Below are 15,585 nucleotides of genomic sequence, written 5' to 3' on the forward strand. Positions count from 1 at the left end.
TATGGGCATGGAGGCTTGATCCCGCTGGGGGCGGGGAAAATGTTCAAGTGAAAACAATCTCGTAATCCGCTCCTTCTCCGTCTGACGCGCCTGGGTTCGCGGCGGCGGCAGACTGATCTCCGACGATAAACGGAGAGCGCGATGAGCGAAGATTTCACGGCGCGGCTGGTCCTGCCCTATCTGGCGGCGGGGCAGATGCAGAAGCATGTGACCCTGAACGCCGCCCTGAGCCGCCTGGACGCTCTGGTGCAGACGGCGGTGATCAGCCGGTCGGTTTCGAACCAACCGGCCACGCCCGCGGACGGCGACCTCTACATCCTGCCGCTGGCGCCGGTCGGCCCGGCCTGGAGCGGGCGCCCGGCCGGCGCCCTGATGCGGTTCGAGGCGGGCGGCTGGACCGAGGTCGCCGCGCCCGTGGGACTGATCGCCCTGGTTCTGGACGCGGGCGTGAGCGTGGTCCGCAGCGCCGCCGGCTGGCGACCACTGGGCGACTGTCTGGGCGAGGCCCAGGGCCTGTCGCGCCTGGGGGTGGGAACGACGGCGGACGCCGCAAACCCCCTGGCGATCAAGAGCAACGCCGCCCTGTTTACGGCGCGCGGCTCGGGCGAGGGCGGCGACGGCGATCTGCGCCTGACCCTGAACAAGGAGGCGGCGGGCGACGTGCTGTCGCTGCTGTTCCAGAGCGGATACGGCGGTCGGGCTGAACTGGGTCTGGTCGGCGACGAGGATCTGAGCCTGAAGGTCAGCGCCGACGGCGGCAGTTGGCGGCGCGCCTTCGCCGTGGATCGCACCACGGGCCGGGTCGCCTTCGACCAAGGCGCCACGCGGCGCGAAACGACCGTCTTCACAGCGGACGGCGCCTATACGCCGCCGCCCTGGGCCCGGTGGATCGAGGCGGTCTGCGTCGGCGGAGGCGGCGGCGGCGGTTCAGGCATGGCGGGCGCTTCGGGAACCGCGCGGTTCGGCGGCGGCGGCGGCGCGGGCCTGAACCTGTCCGGCGCCGGGGGCGCAGGCGCGGGAGGCGTGATCCGCATCACGGCGGTCGGATGATCCGCCCGCCCGTCGCCCAGACACCGATCGAGGTCTTGGACACGGAAGCCTGGGATGCGCCGGAGGCGCTGAACGACTGGGATCGCCGCGCGCAAACCGGCTGGGACGGCCGACACTTCAGCGCGCCTTTTGATGAAGAGGACGAAGAATGATCAGACGCAGACGGCCGGTTTCGGACCGGTCTTTCAGTCCGCCCCTGGCGGAGGCGCGCTGGCTGTGGCGCAGGCTCTACGCCTTCATGGTCAGCGCCGGCCTGTGGGTCCTGCTGATGCGGACGGTGGGGCGAACGCCCCCCGAAATGCTGCCCAAGATGACGGACGGGCTGATGGGGCTGCTGGCCCTGATCCTGGTGCTCTATCTGGTCGCGCCGACGGCGCAGCAGTTGGCCGCCATGATCGCAACCGCCCGTCCTCGCCTGCCGGGAGGTCGGCCATGAGTTTCGAACTGTCCCAAAGCTCGCGCCGACGGCTCCTGGGCGTGCATCCCGCCCTGGTCGCCGTGGTCGAGGCCGCCATCACGCGGAGCCCCGTCGATTTCATGATCACCGAGGGCGTTCGGACGGCGGAACGACAGGCCGCCTTGGTCGCCGCCGGCGCCAGCCGCACCCGGCGCTCGCGCCATCTGACCGGCCACGCGGTCGATGTGGCGGCCCTGGTGGACGGACAGGTCCGCTGGGACTGGCCGCTCTACGGTCGGATCGCGGCGGCGTTCAAGGCGGCGGCCCAGGAGCTTGAGACCCCGATCATCTGGGGCGGCGACTGGCGGACCCTGAGGGACGGCCCCCATTTCGAACTGGATCGCAGGGTCTTTCCATGACCCCGGACGCTCTGAGGAAAGGTCTGCGGGCCGGGGGCTGGACGGCGGCCGTCGTTGCGGTCGTGGCGTTGACGGTCGCCCTGTTGGGCGGGCTGGGCTTTCGCTGGGATCCGCTGAACCTGGAGCAGCGCCGACGGGTTCGGGCCGAAGCCCGGGCGTCCGAGGCCGCAGCCTCGGCGAGGGCGGAGGGCGAGGCGCGGCGTCACGAGCAGGCGGGGACCGTCGCGCAACTCCGGCGATTGGAGCATTTCAAACAGCAGGAGACCCAGGCGACGCGGGCGACCGCCGTCGCCGTCTCCGAGGCGAAAAGGGCCGATGATGCAAACACTCTTCTGGAGAGCCGTCGCGCCGATCGTCTGCGCGCTCACGACCGCGAGCTGTGCCGGCTCGCCCCGGATCTCGCCGGTTGCGCCGCCGCGTCTGGCCTTGCCGGAGACGGCGAGCCGCCCCTGCGCCCTGGCGACCCTGCCGGCGGCGCCGACCCTGGCTGACCTTGAGGCCGCCTATATGTTGCGCGGCGCCCAGGTGCTGGCCTGTGACGGCGCTCGCCGGCTGGCGGTGGAGACGCTTCTGGCCGAGCGGGCGATGCAGGCGGCGGGACGGGCGTCCGTCCCGCAGCCTTAAGAAGGCATGGGGCAAAAACGACTCGGCAACTTCTGCCGCCGCACGACAGAAGTTGCCGAGTTTTCCGCCTTTCCATCAACAACAAGGCATATAAATCAACGACTTGATGAAACGGCCTCGGCTCACCGGCTTGGCCCCGCCCTTGCTCTAGGGAGGGCGGAGCAAAATGCTCCCGACGCCAAAACGGCGTCGCACATGCACAGAAGTGAAAGAGGGCAGCCAAAATGGCGAGCATCAACACCAATTACGGCGCCTCCATCGCGCTGCAGAACCTGAACAAGACCAACGCCCAGTTGGAAATGACGCAAAACCGCGTCAACACGGGCATGAAGGTCTCCAGCGCCAAAGACAGCGGCGCCATCTACGCCATCGCCACCGGACAGCGCGCCAACATGGGCGCGATGGAGTCCGTGCGCGCCTCCCTGCAGCGCGGCCAGTCGATCGTCGATGTGGCCCTGGCCGCCGGCGATACGGTGACGGCCGCCCTGGAGGAGATGAAGGGGCTGGCGGTCAGCATCGCCGGTTCCACCGGGGCGACCCAGACCTCCTATCTGACGGACTTCCGCGCCCTGGGCGCCGAAATCACCTCGGCCCTGGCCGGCGCCGGCTTCGACGGGGTCAACCTGTGGACAGGCGCGACGGCGACCAATCTGATCAAGGACGTCAGCGGCGGCACGACCGCCATCGGCTTCACGGTCGCAGGCGGCATGGCCGCCGACACGGCCATCACCACCATCACCAACCAATCCATCGCCGCCGGCGCCGCGACGACGGGCGCGGTCGACGCCGCCATCGCCAAGGTGACGGAAGCCCTTTCGACCCTGGGCACCCAGTCCAAGTCGGTCGGTCGGCAAGTGACCTTCCTGAACAAGCTGCAGGACGCGACCGAGGCGGGCATCGGCAATCTGGTGGATGCGGATCTGGCCAAGGAAAGCGCGCGCCTGACCGCCCTGCAGACCAAGCAACAGCTGGGCGTGCAGGCGCTGTCGATCGCCAACTCCTCCAGCCAGACCCTGCTGAGCCTCTTCCGCAACTAGGTCGGCCCTGAAGGCTGGCCCTGAAGGCCGCGTCTGAGGGCCGACGCCGCCCCGTTCGAGGGTCGTTCGTCGGGTCCTTTTGGGGCTCGGGTCGGCAAGATGTGCCCAGTGAACGGCGGGGGTCGGCAAATTCTGCCGGGCAAGAAGGAGGGTGAATCAATAGTAAACTAATGAAAACAGTGGCTTACCGTGACTTCTCGCCGTCGCCTCTGGCCCGGCAATTGCTTCTTACCCACTGAGCAAAAAGCTCCCTTCGCCAAAAGGGCGAAGGAATTCACGAAGTGAAAGGAACGCCAAAATGGCGAGCATCAATACGAACTACGGCGCGTCCATCGCGCTGCAGAACCTGAACAAGACCAACTCGGAGTTGGAGCGGACCCAAAACCGCATCAACACCGGCATGAAGGTCTCTTCGGCCAAGGACAGCGGGGCGATCTTCGCCATCGCCACGGCTCAACGCGCCAATGCGGCTTCGCAGGACGCGGTTCGCGCCGGCCTGCAACGGTCTCAGTCGATCACCGACGTGGCCCTGGCCGCCGGCGACACGATCACGGCCGCTCTGGAAGAAATGAAGAGCCTGGCCGTGTCCATCGCGGGCACGACGGCGGGTTCGGCCGCCGAAACCTCCTACCTGGCGGAATACAACGCCCTGGGTCTCGAAATCACCTCGGCGATTTCCGGCGCCTCGTTCGACGGCGTCAACAGCCTGACCACCCCCTTGGGCGTGGCCGGCGTGACCGACGTCAGCGGCGGCGGCAAGGCGCGCGCCGACGCCACGACCGCCAAGGTCGACACCGCCATCTCGACCGTGACCGCCGCCCTGTCGACCCTGGGCACCCAGTCCAAGTCGCTGGGTCGCCAGATCAGCTTCGTCAACAAGCTTCAGGACGCTCTTGAAGCCGGCGTGGGCAATCTGGTGGACGCCGACCTGGCCAAGGAAAGCGCCAAGCTGACCGCCCTGCAGACCAAGCAACAGCTGGGCGTGCAGGCGCTGTCGATCGCCAACTCCTCCAGCCAGACCCTGCTGAGCCTCTTCCGCTAAGGCCCGGAGGCCCGGTCGCCTCGGCGGCCGGGCCAAGGTCTTGAACCCCGAGCAAAACGCTCCCGTCGCCAAAACGGCGTCGGCCATCACGAAGTGAAAGGAACGCCAAAATGGCGAGTGTGAACACCAACTACGGCGCGTCCATCGCGCTGCAGAACCTGAACAAGACCAACTCAGAGTTGGAGCGGACCCAAAACCGCATCAACACCGGCATGAAGGTCTCGTCGGCCAAGGACAGCGGGGCGATCTTCGCCATCGCCACGTCTCAACGGGCGTCGGCCGCTTCGCAAGACGCGGTGAGGAGCTCGATCCAGCGCGGCCAATCCATCGTCGACGTGGCCCTGGCCGCCGGCGATACGATCACTTCCGCTCTGCAAGAGCAGAAGGCCCTGGCGGTCAGCATCGCCGGCTCCACCGGCGCGGCCCAGACCTCCTACCTGGCCGAATACAACGCCCTGGGGACTGAAATCGCCAGCGCCCTGTCCGGCGCGACGTTTGACGGCGTCAATCTGTTCTCCGCCAACGCCGCCGCGATCACGGTGCAGACCGGGCCGTCGACCACCTATACGCTGAAGGCCATCGCCGGCGCCGCGACCTCGGTCGCCACGACGACGACGGCGACGTCTGGCGATGCGGCGACCCTGGGGGCGACGGTGGACGGGGCCATCACGGCCTTCACCGCCATCCTGTCGGACTTCGGCACCAAGTCGAAGTCGCTGGGTCGTCAGATCAGCTTCGTCAACAAGCTTCAGGACGCTCTTGAAGCCGGCGTGGGCAATCTGGTGGACGCCGACCTGGCCAAGGAAAGCGCCAAGCTGACCGCCCTGCAGACCAAGCAACAGCTGGGCGTGCAGGCGCTGTCGATCGCCAACTCCTCCAGCCAGACCCTGCTGAGCCTCTTCCGCTAAGGCCCGGAGGCCCGGTCGCCTCGGCAGCCGGGCCAAGGCTTTGAAACCCCGAGCAAAATGCTCCCGACGCCAAAACGGCGTCGGCCCTCACAAAGTGAAGAAGGAACGCCAAAATGGCGAGTGTGAACACCAACTACGGCGCGTCCATCGCGCTGCAGAACCTGAACAAGACCAACTCGGAGTTGGAGCGGACCCAAAACCGCATCAACACCGGCATGAAGGTCTCGTCGGCCAAGGACAGCGGGGCGATATTCGCCATCGCCACGTCCCAACGCGCCGCCGCCAGCGCTCAGGACTCCGTCCGCAGCTCGATCCAGCGCGGCCAATCCATCGTCGACGTGGCCCTGGCCGCCGGCGATACGATCACGGCCGCTCTGGAAGAGATGAAGGGCCTGGCCGTCAGCATCGCCGGTTCCACCGGCTCGGCCAAGACCTCCTATGAGAACGAGTTCGCGGCCCTGGGTCAGGAAATCAAGAGCGCGCTGGACGGCGCCAGCTTCGACGGGGTCAACCTGTTGAAGACGGCCTCAACCGGCGGCACTGCGGTCAACGTCCGTATCGGCACGGGCGCCACCGACACCAAGACCATCGGCATCACGACCGATCTCAGCGCCAATACGGACCTGGCCAAGTTCACGGCCGCGTCTCCGACGGTGGCTGACTTCACCTCGGCCAACGTCGATCTGGTGATGACGGCCGTGACGACGGCCCTGTCGACCCTGGGCACCCAGTCCAAGTCGCTGGGGCGCACCATCAGCTTCGTCAACAAGCTTCAGGACTCCCTTGAAGCCGGCGTGGGCAATCTGGTGGACGCCGACCTGGCCAAGGAAAGCGCGCGCCTGACCGCCCTGCAGACCAAGCAACAGCTGGGCGTGCAGGCGCTGTCGATCGCCAACTCCTCCAGCCAGACCGTGCTGAGCCTCTTCCGCTAAGACCCGGAGGCCCGGTCGCCTCGGCGGCAGGGCCAAGGTCTTGAACCCCGAGCAAAACGCTCCCGTCGCCAAAACGGCGTCGGCCATCACGAAGTGAAGAAGGAACGCCAAAATGGCGAGCATCAATACGAACTACGGCGCCTCGATCGCGCTGCAAAACCTGAACAAGACCAACTCGGAGCTGGAGCGGACCCAAAACCGCATCAACACCGGCATGAAGGTCTCTTCGGCCAAGGACAGCGGGGCGATCTATTCGATCGCCACGTCGCAACGGGCCGCCGCCGCTTCGCAAGACGCGGTCCGCGCCGGTCTGCAACGCACCCAATCGATCACCGACGTGGCCCTGGCCGCAGGCGATACGATCACGGCCGCTCTGGAAGAAATGAAGGGGCTGGCGGTCAGCATCGCCGGATCCACCGGCGCGGCCCAGACCTCCTACCTGGCCGAATACAACGCCCTGGGTACGGAAATCGCTTCGGCGATCACCGGCGCCTCCTTTGACGGCGTCAACAGCCTGACGGCGCTCGGCTCGAACGCGGCGATCACCGCCGTGAACACCGGCAGCATCACCGCCGCCAACGCCACGACCGCCAACGTCGACGCCGCCATTGCGGCGACGACCTCGACCCTGTCGACCCTGGGCACCCAGTCCAAGTCGCTGGGCCGTCAGATCAGCTTCGTCAACAAGCTTCAGGACGCTCTTGAAGCCGGCGTGGGCAATCTGGTGGACGCCGACCTGGCCAAGGAAAGCGCCAAGTTGACCGCCCTGCAGACCAAGCAACAGCTGGGCGTGCAGGCGCTGTCGATCGCCAACTCGTCGAGCCAGACCCTGCTCGGCCTGTTCCGTTAAGGCGAGCGGCCGGGGCGGTTTCGCGACCGCCCCGGCCATCGTCCTCGTTTCATCAAGGAGACGCGGAGTGATCCGCGCAAGGAGCCATGACGGAGAATGTCGCCAGAATAAGCAGCGCTCTTGCACCCGTCGCACCCGCCAAGGCGGCTGAAGCCCCCTTGGAGGTGAAGCCCGTGAACGCCTCGGCCCCCGCGCCGACCGCGGATGAAGCGCCCCAGACGCCCAACAGTCTTGCAGACGCCGGACGCTATCGTCTGACGATCGAGGCGGTCGGTCGTCACCGCTTTGTCTACAAGGTTCTGGATCGGGTGACGGGGGAGGTGATCCGCCAACTGCCCCGCGAGGAGGTCGAGAAGCTGATCAGCGATCCGACCTATCGCGGAGGCCGGGTGGTCGACACCGCCGTCTGAGCCGGCGGGAGAGCCTGAATTTTTTAACGCCGCCGGCCCGCCGGACGGCGCAATCATGGTTTCCGGGGCGTTAACCATCCGCTCACGACTCATGATTAATACTGGCAGGAACAGAAAGTCCGGGGCTTGAAGCCATGACCAGCAGTATCCACACCAACACCTCGGCGATGATCGCCCTGCAGAACCTGAATCGCACCAGCGAGAACCTGGCGTCGACGCAGAGCCGGGTGAATACGGGACTGAAGGTGCAGGGCGCCAAGGACAATGCTGCGGTGTGGGCTGTGGCCCAGGGCCAGCGGGCGGACCGAGGGTCGCTGGAGGCGGTCACCACCAGCCTGAACCGCGCCACCTCGATCGCCGACGTCTCCCTGGCCGCCGGGGAGCAGATTTCGGACATCCTCCTGGAGCTGAAGCAGAAGGCCACTGCGGCTGCCGACCCCAGCGCCACGGCGGCGACGCGCGCCTCCTACGATCAGGAATTCCAGTCGCTGCTGAAGTCGATCCAGTCGTTCGCCGACAACGCCATCTTCGACGGCGCCAATATTCTGGACGGCTCGGCGACGGCGGATCTGAACTTTCTCGCCAGCGCCGACGGCAATGAGACGATCGCCTTGAAGCGTCAGAACCTCGGCCTGGTGGGCTTGGGTCTGGCGGCCAACTCCTTCGATTCCGATCCCGCCACCGCCGGCGTTCAGGCCTGGACCAACAACGCCGCCACGCCGGAAGACGAAACCCTGCTGAATGCCGCGCCCGACCTGCTGACCCAGGAAAAGGCCAAGTTCGCCCTTCAGCGGATCGATGCGGCCATCACCGTCGCCGGCTCGCGCCTGTCGGAACTGGGCGCCCAGGCCAAACAGATCGAACGCCACACCACCTATGTCGGCAAGCTGTCGGATTCGCTGGAGGCGGGCATCGGCAATCTGGTGGACGCCGACCTGGCCAAGGAAAGCGCGCGGCTTCAAGCCCTGCAGGTCCAGCAGCAGCTGGGGGTTCAGGCCCTGGCGATCGCCAACCAGGCGCCGCAGATGATCCTGTCGCTGTTCAAGGGCTGATAGGGCGACTTAACAGCTCGTTATCGCTTGCGTCGTAGGCTGCCCCTGAGCGGAGCCGCGCTATGATAAGCAACAGCTATTTGCTAGGTCTGTATGGGATTTCGGCGGACTCGTCCTCGCTGATCGGCGCCTCTGCGACTCCGGCCAAGGCCAAGAAGACCCAGCCCACCGCGCCCTGGGCCAATTCCTCTGCTGCGACGGCGCCCAAGGCCAGCGACCTGGTGCGGGCGGCCCTGGCCGGGCGCAAGGTGATCGACGAGAGCGCCGTCGATCTGGATATGGCGGGCGCGTCCCCCGACTATCGCAAGCTTTTCGCCATCTACCAGGGACTGAACACGCTGAGCGCCCTGGCGGATCGCGCCGACGACAAGGGGTTGACCAAGCTCGAGGCGGATCAGCTGAACCGGCGCTTCTCCGCCGGTCTCGAAGAGGTGTCCAAATATCTCCAGACTGCCAAGTTCGAGGATTTGAAGGTCGTTCAGGGCGTCTCTAAAACCAGTGTGAAGACCGGCTACGCCCAGGAAAAGGCGCCCGCCAGCTTCGTCGCCAAGCCGATCCATGAGGGCGCCCTGGATGCGCCGGTCGCCGCCTTCGCCGGCGACGTCAAGTTCGCCATGTCGGTCAAGAGCGCCACGGGAACCGTCTCGGTGTCCATGGACCTGTCGGAGATGGGCGATACGACGCGCACCCTGGACAATGTCGTGGCCTATATGAACGGCAAGCTGGAAGCGGCCGGGGTAGCCAGCCGCATGGGCCGCGAAATGATCAAGGTCGAGCCCAAGACGATCAAGAGCGGCGACAAGACCATCACCCTGCCGGCGGGGCCGGACCAGTGGGCGTTGAAGGTCTGGGGTTCTTCCGGGGAGACCGTCTCCTATCAGGCCGTCGATACGTCTGACGCCGTCTATGTGACGCAGAATGTCGGCGGGACGACGGGTTCGAGCCAGCTTTTGAAGTTTCAGACGGACGGGGGCGCCGCCCCGACGCCGCAGCAGGGCGTGGCTGACCCCTTCTGGGTCGAAGGCCGGGTGGGCCGATCCGAACTTCCGCCGGGCGTCGAATCCGTCCGCGACAGCGTGACGACCGCCGACGGCTCGGTTTGGGTGTTGGCTGACCTGAAGGCGGGGGAGGCCAATCAGCCCATCAAGGGGACGCGCGACGTCGCCCTGATGAAGTACGACAGCGCCGGAAATCTGGTGCAGACCAAGCTCCTGGGCGCCGCCAGCAAGGCCAACGGCTTTTCTCTGGCGGCGGCGGCAGACGGCCGCATCGCTGTCGCGGGCTCTGTCACCGGGGCCCTTGAGCCGGGCAAGAGCGGGGCCGATGCGGCTGTGGCCGACAGTTTCGTCACCGTCTTCGACAGTTCGGGCCAGGAGCTTTGGACCCAACGCCGCGGCGCGAAGGCGGCGGACGAAGCGACCCAGGTGGGCTTCGGCGCCGACGGCCTGGTCTATGTCGCGGGTCGGTCGAAGTCGGCCATGCCGGGCACGATGGCTCTCGGCGGCTGGGACAGCTATGTCCAGACCTTTTCCCAGACCGCGCCGAATCGAAAAGGCGTCGTGACGGCGATCAACATGTCCACCCAGCAGTTCGGCACGGCGGGAGACGATTCGATCCAGGCCATGACGGTGTCCGGCGCGGATCTGTTCACCGCCGGCGTGGAGAACGGCCGCGCGGTGGTTCGCCGGTTCACGCTGGACGCCTCGGGCGTTCCCACCCTGGCCGCGACGCGCGACCTGGGATCGGCCAGCGGCAAGATCGCGGGAATCTCCGTCGAAAACGGCAAGGTGGTGCTGACGGGGGAAACCAGCAATCCGGCCCTGGACCTGGGAACCCCGATCCAGGCGCATGCGGGGGGCACGGACGTCTTCGTCGCCGCCTTCTCGACGGATCTTCAGGATAAGAGTTCGGACAGCCTGACCTTTTTCGGCGGGGCGGGGGACGACACCGCCGCCGATGTCGAGGTGCGCAACGGCAAGGTCTGGATCACCGGCTCCAACCGGGACGAGGGGGCGACAAAGACCGATCCGACGCGCGCCTATCTGGCGCGGCTGGATCTGGCGACGGGCGCGGTGGAGTCCAACCAGACCTGGAGCGCCGACGGCGACCAGGCCAAACCCGCCAGCCTCAGCATCGTCTCCGGCGGCGCCAGCGTTCTGGATCGGCTGGGCTTGCCGCAGGGCGAAGTCATGCAGGCGGACTCCAAACTTCTGACCGTGGCGACCTCCGCCCGTGTCGGGGATCAGTTCTCGATTACCCCGGCCGGCGGGGGGCGAGCCCTGACCGTCACCATCGAAGCCAAGGATACGCTGGACACCCTGGCCAAGAAGATTTCCGTCGCCTCGGGGCGTCAGCTGGAGGCCAAGATCGTCTCCGACCTGAAATCGAATCCGCCGACCCAGAGGCTGCAGATCACCCCCGCGGCCAATCGCGAGGGCGCGGTCATCACGGCCGGACCCGCCGGCAAGGATGCTCTGGCCGCCCTGGGTCTGACGCCCGGCCTCATCAGCAAAACGGCGACGAGCGACAAGAAGACGATCGGGCTGAATCTGCCCAACACTCTGAATCTGAACGACGCCGCCTCGATCAAGGCCGCGAACGACGCCCTGGCCGCCGCCCTGACGGCGGTCCGCTCCGGCTATCGCGCCCTGGCTCCCTCCACTGGGACGATCACCAACACCCAGACGAACAAGGGCTCGTCCACCGTCTATCAGCAGACCCAACTGGCCAACTATCAGGCGGCGCTCAGCCGTCTTGTCGGCTGATTGCGAAGGCGCGTGGTTCCCGGTTGACGGCCGGCGCCGGTTCCGGGTTATTGGACGCCTCAGTCGCGAAAGTTCGCCATGGCCCTTCCTCAAGACAATCGCGTCATCATCGCCGTCGGCGCCGGACTGGTGATCATCGCCGCCGTCGTGCTGGCTCTGATCTTCACCAGCGGCGGCGACAAGACCCCCCAGACGCCGCCTGCGGCCAAGGGCGGTCTGACGGTCGATCTGGCCGACGCGCCCACCCTGGAGCCCACGCGCGAGCTGCGCTGCTTCGTGGACGGCCGGTTCGTGGGCATGGCGACCCTGGCGGACTGCGCCCAGCGCAACGGCCTGGCGACCGACGCCCTGGACGTCGGCATTGACGAAACGGGCGCCCTGGCCGCCGCGCCGACCGCCGCCTTCGCCCCGCCGCCGGAGCTGCCGTCCGTCGAACTGGCCCAGGCGGAACCCGCGCCGCACATGGAACCCAAGCCCACGACGCCCAGCGCGCCTGCGTCTTCAGCGCCGGCGACGGCGGGCGCGCAGTGTCTGCGCCACACCGGCTCAGACTGGCGCGTCCTGTCCAGCGGCATGAGCCTGAACGCCTGCGTCCAGGCCCTTTACGCCGGAACCTGCGTCCGTCCCGGCGACGCGCAGTACGGCCGCTGGGGCGAGACCACCCTGCGTCTGGTGCCGCGTCGCGTGGAACAGTCCAGCGACAACACCCGTTTCCGCACCTTGGCGGAGCAGGACCGCAACTGCCAATTCCCGGGTCTGAACTGATGCGCGTGCTCGCCCTTTCGATGATCGCCGCGGCCGCTCTGGGCGCCTGCTCCAACGCGCCGAAGTTCGAGTTCCAGCCCGGCGTCTGCTATTTCGTCGCCACGCCGGACGGACAGCCGCCGCGGCTTCAGAAGATGAGCGAAAACGTCGCCCAGATCGAACTGTGCGCCGCCCAGCTGGAGGAGATGCGCCTGCGCTTCCTGCGCATGGGCGGATCGAACCAGGAGGTGGCCGGCGCCTATCAGGGCCGCTTCATCTTCATCGACCGGGAAGGGGTGAAGTTCGGCAAGAGCCTGACGGGAAGCCGCTTCTTCGCCATGGCCCGCACCGGCGACGGGCGTTTGGCGATACCGGGTGCGATCCAGCGGGACGAGACGGGCAGGCCCGTCGCCGTCGCCGCCCCGCCGCCTGAGACGCCCTAACAGCGCCGCAAGTCCCCGCCGAGGGACTTGCGGCGCTCGAACAAAAGTGGAACAAAGCCTTAATCCACCGTTTTGGCGGGTTGGGCGTCGAATGCGGCTGACGGTGATCCGCAGCGGCTCTAAGACATCCGACTGAATTTGAAGGGCGGGCGAGGTGATCGCCGGTCTGGGCGAGAAGGAAGTTTCCATGGCGGGCAGCGTCAACAAGGTCATTCTGGTCGGCAATCTGGGCCGCGATCCTGAAATCCGGTCGATGCCGAACGGCGACCGCATCGCCAACCTGTCCATCGCCACCTCGGAAACCTGGCGCGACAAGTCGACCGGCGAGCGCAAGGAAAAGACCGAGTGGCACCGGGTCGTCATCTTCAACGACAACATCGTCAAGGTGGTCGAGAACTATGTGAAGAAGGGCTCGACCGTCTATGTCGAGGGCGCGCTCCAGACCCGGAAGTGGACCGACCAGCAGGGCGTGGAGAAATATTCGACCGAGATCGTGGTCAGCCGCTTCAAGGGCGAACTGACCATGCTGGGCGGCCGGTCCGAGGGCGGCGCCTCTCAGGGCGGCGGCTACGGCGGCGGTCGCGGCGACGACGACTATTCCTCGGGCTTCTCCACCGGCGGCGCCAACCGCCCCAGCGGCCCCAAGGAAAGCTACGACCTGAACGACGACATTCCCTTCTAAGTCGTCGACGTGGGGCGGGGGCCTTACAGCTATCGTCACGATCCCGCCGTGCCGGCCTTTCCGGACGATCGGCCCCTGGTCCTGTTCGACGGGGATTGCGCGCTCTGCTCCGGCTCGGCGCGCAAGATACTGAAGGCCGATCGGGCCGGGCTGTTCCGGCTGGCGCCGACCCAGTCGGCCTTGGGGCGGGCGCTCTTGACCCATTACGACGTCGATCCGGACGACCCCGCCACGATGTTGCTGATCCAGGACGGGGTGGCGCGCGAACGCTCCGACGCTGTTCTGGCCATCATCGCCCAGCTGCCTGCACCCTATCGGTGGGCGATCATCGGTCGGATCGCGCCCCGGTTCATTCGCGACCGCCTGTATGATTTCGTGGCGCGTCGCCGTCGCCGGTTTCCGGGTGCGACCTGGTGCGCCCTCCCTCCGGCAAGCGTCGATCTGAAGGACAGAGTGCTGGGATGAGCGGTCGCGTGCTGGTGCTGGGCGCCAACGGCTTCATCGGCTCGCACGTGGCGGCGGCCCTGTCCGCAGAAGGCTGGAGCTTAAGAGCGGGCGCGCGGCGTATCGCCGAACCGTCCCGTCGCGCCCCGAGGTTCGACTGGGTCGCGGCCGACTTTTCGAAACTGACGACGGTCCAGGCCTGGGCGCCGCTTCTGGAGGGGGTGTCGGCCGTGGTGAACTGCGTCGGCGTGCTTCAGGACGGCGGCGGCGACAGCACCCGCGCCGCCCATGTCGACGGCCCGCGCGCCCTGATCGCGGCGTGCGAGGCGGCGGGCGTGGCCCGACTGATCCACATCTCCGCCGTCGGCGCCGACGAAGCGGCCGGCACCGACTACGCCCGCACCAAGGCCGAGACCGAACGACTGGTCGAGGGCAGCGCGCTGGACTGGCTGATCCTGCGGCCGTCGCTGGTGGTGGACCGGGCGGCCTTCGGCGGCACGGGCCTGATCCGCGCGCTGGCGGCCTTTCCGCTGTTTTCGCCCGTCGTCGGCGGCGACCAGACCTTCCGTCCGATCCCCTTGGGCGATCTCACCGCCGCCGTCGTCGCAGCCCAGCGCCCCGGCGCCCCGTCGCGCCTGATCCTGGACATGCCGGGGCCGGAGGCGGTGACCATGGCCGAGACGGTGCGCCTCTATCGCGGGTGGCTGGGCTTGAAGCCGGCGCCGGTCGTTCGCATTCCCCGCGCCCTGGCCGCGCCCGCCCTGGCGATCGGCGATCTTCTGGGACGACTGGGCTGGTCTTCGCCGATCCGCACCACCGCCATGCGCCAGATGGATCACGACGTCGCCGGTCGCGACAGCGGCTGGGCCGAGCGGCTGGGCGTATCGTCGCGCGGCTTTTCCCGCTCCCTGGCCGAGACCCCGGCTTCGGTCCAGGACGTCTGGCACGCCCGCCTGTGGTTCGTCCGCCCGATTTCGATCCTGACCCTGGGCCTGTTCTGGCTGATCACCGGCCTGATCAGTTTCGGCCCGGGCTGGAGCGGCGCCGTCGCCATACTGCACGAAGGCGGCTACGGCCGCTGGGCCGGGCCGGTGGCGGGGTGGGGCGCCCTGCTGGACGTGGTGCTGGGCCTGGCCCTGTTCGTGCGGTCCTGGACGGCGCGGGTGGCGATCCTCATGTGTCTGGCCACCGTGGGCTATCTGATCGCCGGCAGCCTCAGCCTGCCGCACTACTGGATCGACCCCTTGGGGCCGTGGCTGAAGGTTCTGCCCGTGATGGCGCTCTGCCTGTTCGTCGCCGCCACGGACTCCCGTCGATGAGCCTCTATTTCGCGCTGAAGATCATCCACATCCTGTCCGGCGCCGTCCTGTTCGGCACAGGCGCAGGCATCGCCTTCTTCATGCTGCGCGCCCACGCCACGCGCGACGCCAGGACGGTGGCCGAGGTCGGCCGTATCGTGGTCCTGGCCGATTTCGTCTTCACCGCCACCGCCGTCGTGGTCCAGCCGATCAGCGGCCTGGGCCTGATCCATCTGCAGGGCTGGTCCCTGACCAGTCCCTGGCTGCTGGCGGCTTACGGGCTCTATGTCTTTGTCGGCCTCTGCTGGCTGCCGGTCGTCTGGATCCAGTACCGGATGATGAAACTGGCCGAAAAGGCGGCAGGGCAGGGGGGCGCGCTCCCGCCCGCCTATAATCGCCTGTTCCGCTGGTGGTTCGCCCTGGGCTGGCCCGCCTTCGCCGGCGTCCTGGCCATCTATTGGCTGATGGTCGCCAAGCCGACGTTCTAA

The 15,585-nt window shown here is 67.3% G+C and carries 19 protein-coding genes; all 19 read left to right on the plus strand.

All coding sequences use genetic code 11. The features are described 5' to 3' along the window. Window positions 1-141: 141 nt before the first annotated feature. On the plus strand, window positions 142-1,050 hold the full coding sequence (locus tag JMT67_RS16430; RefSeq protein ID WP_201463856.1) for a DUF2793 domain-containing protein: 909 nt from the start codon (window positions 142-144) through the stop codon (window positions 1,048-1,050). Further along, window positions 1,047-1,202, plus strand: coding sequence for a hypothetical protein (locus JMT67_RS14455; protein ID WP_201463857.1), 156 nt, complete (start codon window positions 1,047-1,049; stop codon window positions 1,200-1,202). The genes JMT67_RS16430 and JMT67_RS14455 overlap by 4 nt, the downstream gene beginning before the upstream one ends. After that, on the plus strand, window positions 1,199-1,486 hold the full coding sequence (locus JMT67_RS14460) for a hypothetical protein (protein ID WP_152949779.1): 288 nt from the start codon (window positions 1,199-1,201) through the stop codon (window positions 1,484-1,486). Before JMT67_RS14455 ends, JMT67_RS14460 begins: the two co-directional genes overlap by 4 nt. Continuing rightward, a complete protein-coding gene (locus JMT67_RS14465; RefSeq protein WP_201463858.1) occupies window positions 1,483-1,866 on the plus strand; it encodes a M15 family metallopeptidase in 384 nt (127 codons plus the stop codon). The genes JMT67_RS14460 and JMT67_RS14465 overlap by 4 nt, the downstream gene beginning before the upstream one ends. Continuing rightward, window positions 1,863-2,357 carry a hypothetical protein gene (locus JMT67_RS14470; protein WP_201463859.1) on the plus strand — a complete coding sequence of 165 codons (495 nt, stop codon included), beginning with the start codon at window positions 1,863-1,865 and terminating at the stop codon, window positions 2,355-2,357. Before JMT67_RS14465 ends, JMT67_RS14470 begins: the two co-directional genes overlap by 4 nt. Before the next feature lie 357 nt (window positions 2,358-2,714). Beyond that, complete coding sequence (locus JMT67_RS14475) at window positions 2,715-3,527, plus strand: flagellin (protein WP_183218177.1); 813 nt, start codon at window positions 2,715-2,717, stop codon at window positions 3,525-3,527. Window positions 3,528-3,825: 298 nt separating this feature from the next. Continuing rightward, entirely contained in the window at window positions 3,826-4,569 is a 744-nt protein-coding gene (locus JMT67_RS14480; protein ID WP_183218179.1) for a flagellin, read from the plus strand. Window positions 4,570-4,679: 110 nt separating this feature from the next. Then, entirely contained in the window at window positions 4,680-5,477 is a 798-nt protein-coding gene (locus JMT67_RS14485; RefSeq protein ID WP_152949782.1) for a flagellin, read from the plus strand. A gap of 113 nt (window positions 5,478-5,590) precedes the next feature. Beyond that, a complete protein-coding gene (locus tag JMT67_RS14490; RefSeq protein WP_054765101.1) occupies window positions 5,591-6,409 on the plus strand; it encodes a flagellin in 819 nt (272 codons plus the stop codon). A gap of 112 nt (window positions 6,410-6,521) precedes the next feature. Further along, window positions 6,522-7,259 (plus strand): flagellin, encoded by a 738-nt coding sequence (locus tag JMT67_RS14495; protein WP_054765102.1) that lies wholly within the window; start codon window positions 6,522-6,524, stop codon window positions 7,257-7,259. An 86-nt stretch (window positions 7,260-7,345) separates the two neighbouring features. Continuing rightward, a complete protein-coding gene (locus JMT67_RS14500; RefSeq protein ID WP_078581569.1) occupies window positions 7,346-7,669 on the plus strand; it encodes a flagellar protein FlaG in 324 nt (107 codons plus the stop codon). Window positions 7,670-7,803: 134 nt separating this feature from the next. Beyond that, entirely contained in the window at window positions 7,804-8,721 is a 918-nt protein-coding gene (locus tag JMT67_RS14505) for a flagellin (RefSeq protein WP_054765103.1), read from the plus strand. A 62-nt stretch (window positions 8,722-8,783) separates the two neighbouring features. After that, window positions 8,784-11,486, plus strand: a complete 2,703-nt coding sequence (locus JMT67_RS14510; RefSeq protein WP_201463860.1) for a transcriptional regulator — start codon at window positions 8,784-8,786, stop codon at window positions 11,484-11,486. Window positions 11,487-11,564: 78 nt separating this feature from the next. Then, entirely contained in the window at window positions 11,565-12,251 is a 687-nt protein-coding gene (locus tag JMT67_RS14515; protein ID WP_054765105.1) for a hypothetical protein, read from the plus strand. Next, entirely contained in the window at window positions 12,251-12,673 is a 423-nt protein-coding gene (locus tag JMT67_RS14520) for a PDC sensor domain-containing protein (protein WP_152949785.1), read from the plus strand. Before JMT67_RS14515 ends, JMT67_RS14520 begins: the two co-directional genes overlap by 1 nt. A 187-nt stretch (window positions 12,674-12,860) precedes the next feature. Further along, a complete protein-coding gene (ssb, locus tag JMT67_RS14525) occupies window positions 12,861-13,355 on the plus strand; it encodes a single-stranded DNA-binding protein (protein ID WP_054766868.1) in 495 nt (164 codons plus the stop codon). A gap of 9 nt (window positions 13,356-13,364) precedes the next feature. Then, entirely contained in the window at window positions 13,365-13,820 is a 456-nt protein-coding gene (locus tag JMT67_RS14530; RefSeq protein WP_201463861.1) for a thiol-disulfide oxidoreductase DCC family protein, read from the plus strand. After that, window positions 13,817-15,118 carry an SDR family oxidoreductase gene (locus JMT67_RS14535; protein WP_201463862.1) on the plus strand — a complete coding sequence of 434 codons (1,302 nt, stop codon included), beginning with the start codon at window positions 13,817-13,819 and terminating at the stop codon, window positions 15,116-15,118. The genes JMT67_RS14530 and JMT67_RS14535 overlap by 4 nt, the downstream gene beginning before the upstream one ends. Further along, complete coding sequence (locus tag JMT67_RS14540) at window positions 15,115-15,585, plus strand: DUF2269 family protein (protein WP_201463863.1); 471 nt, start codon at window positions 15,115-15,117, stop codon at window positions 15,583-15,585. The genes JMT67_RS14535 and JMT67_RS14540 overlap by 4 nt, the downstream gene beginning before the upstream one ends.

This window comes from Brevundimonas aurantiaca, from assembly GCF_904830995.1.
Classification (GTDB): domain Bacteria; phylum Pseudomonadota; class Alphaproteobacteria; order Caulobacterales; family Caulobacteraceae; genus Brevundimonas; species Brevundimonas aurantiaca.

Excerpts from the sequence above, each read along its gene's own strand:
- JMT67_RS14540 (WP_201463863.1), top strand. The coding sequence starts at position 15,115 with ATGAGCCTCTATTTCGCGCTGAAGATCATCCACATCCTGTCCGGCGCC.
- JMT67_RS14515 (WP_054765105.1), top strand. The coding sequence starts at position 11,565 with ATGGCCCTTCCTCAAGACAATCGCGTCATCATCGCCGTCGGCGCCGGA.
- JMT67_RS14485 (WP_152949782.1), top strand. The coding sequence starts at position 4,680 with ATGGCGAGTGTGAACACCAACTACGGCGCGTCCATCGCGCTGCAGAAC.
- JMT67_RS14510 (WP_201463860.1), top strand. The coding sequence starts at position 8,784 with ATGATAAGCAACAGCTATTTGCTAGGTCTGTATGGGATTTCGGCGGAC.
- JMT67_RS16430 (WP_201463856.1), top strand. The coding sequence starts at position 142 with ATGAGCGAAGATTTCACGGCGCGGCTGGTCCTGCCCTATCTGGCGGCG.
- JMT67_RS14520 (WP_152949785.1), top strand. The coding sequence starts at position 12,251 with ATGCGCGTGCTCGCCCTTTCGATGATCGCCGCGGCCGCTCTGGGCGCC.
- JMT67_RS14500 (WP_078581569.1), top strand. The coding sequence starts at position 7,346 with ATGACGGAGAATGTCGCCAGAATAAGCAGCGCTCTTGCACCCGTCGCA.
- JMT67_RS14460 (WP_152949779.1), top strand. The coding sequence starts at position 1,199 with ATGATCAGACGCAGACGGCCGGTTTCGGACCGGTCTTTCAGTCCGCCC.
- JMT67_RS14490 (WP_054765101.1), top strand. The coding sequence starts at position 5,591 with ATGGCGAGTGTGAACACCAACTACGGCGCGTCCATCGCGCTGCAGAAC.
- JMT67_RS14495 (WP_054765102.1), top strand. The coding sequence starts at position 6,522 with ATGGCGAGCATCAATACGAACTACGGCGCCTCGATCGCGCTGCAAAAC.
- JMT67_RS14505 (WP_054765103.1), top strand. The coding sequence starts at position 7,804 with ATGACCAGCAGTATCCACACCAACACCTCGGCGATGATCGCCCTGCAG.
- ssb (WP_054766868.1), top strand. The coding sequence starts at position 12,861 with ATGGCGGGCAGCGTCAACAAGGTCATTCTGGTCGGCAATCTGGGCCGC.
- JMT67_RS14465 (WP_201463858.1), top strand. The coding sequence starts at position 1,483 with ATGAGTTTCGAACTGTCCCAAAGCTCGCGCCGACGGCTCCTGGGCGTG.
- JMT67_RS14455 (WP_201463857.1), top strand. The coding sequence starts at position 1,047 with ATGATCCGCCCGCCCGTCGCCCAGACACCGATCGAGGTCTTGGACACG.
- JMT67_RS14475 (WP_183218177.1), top strand. The coding sequence starts at position 2,715 with ATGGCGAGCATCAACACCAATTACGGCGCCTCCATCGCGCTGCAGAAC.
- JMT67_RS14470 (WP_201463859.1), top strand. The coding sequence starts at position 1,863 with ATGACCCCGGACGCTCTGAGGAAAGGTCTGCGGGCCGGGGGCTGGACG.
- JMT67_RS14535 (WP_201463862.1), top strand. The coding sequence starts at position 13,817 with ATGAGCGGTCGCGTGCTGGTGCTGGGCGCCAACGGCTTCATCGGCTCG.
- JMT67_RS14480 (WP_183218179.1), top strand. The coding sequence starts at position 3,826 with ATGGCGAGCATCAATACGAACTACGGCGCGTCCATCGCGCTGCAGAAC.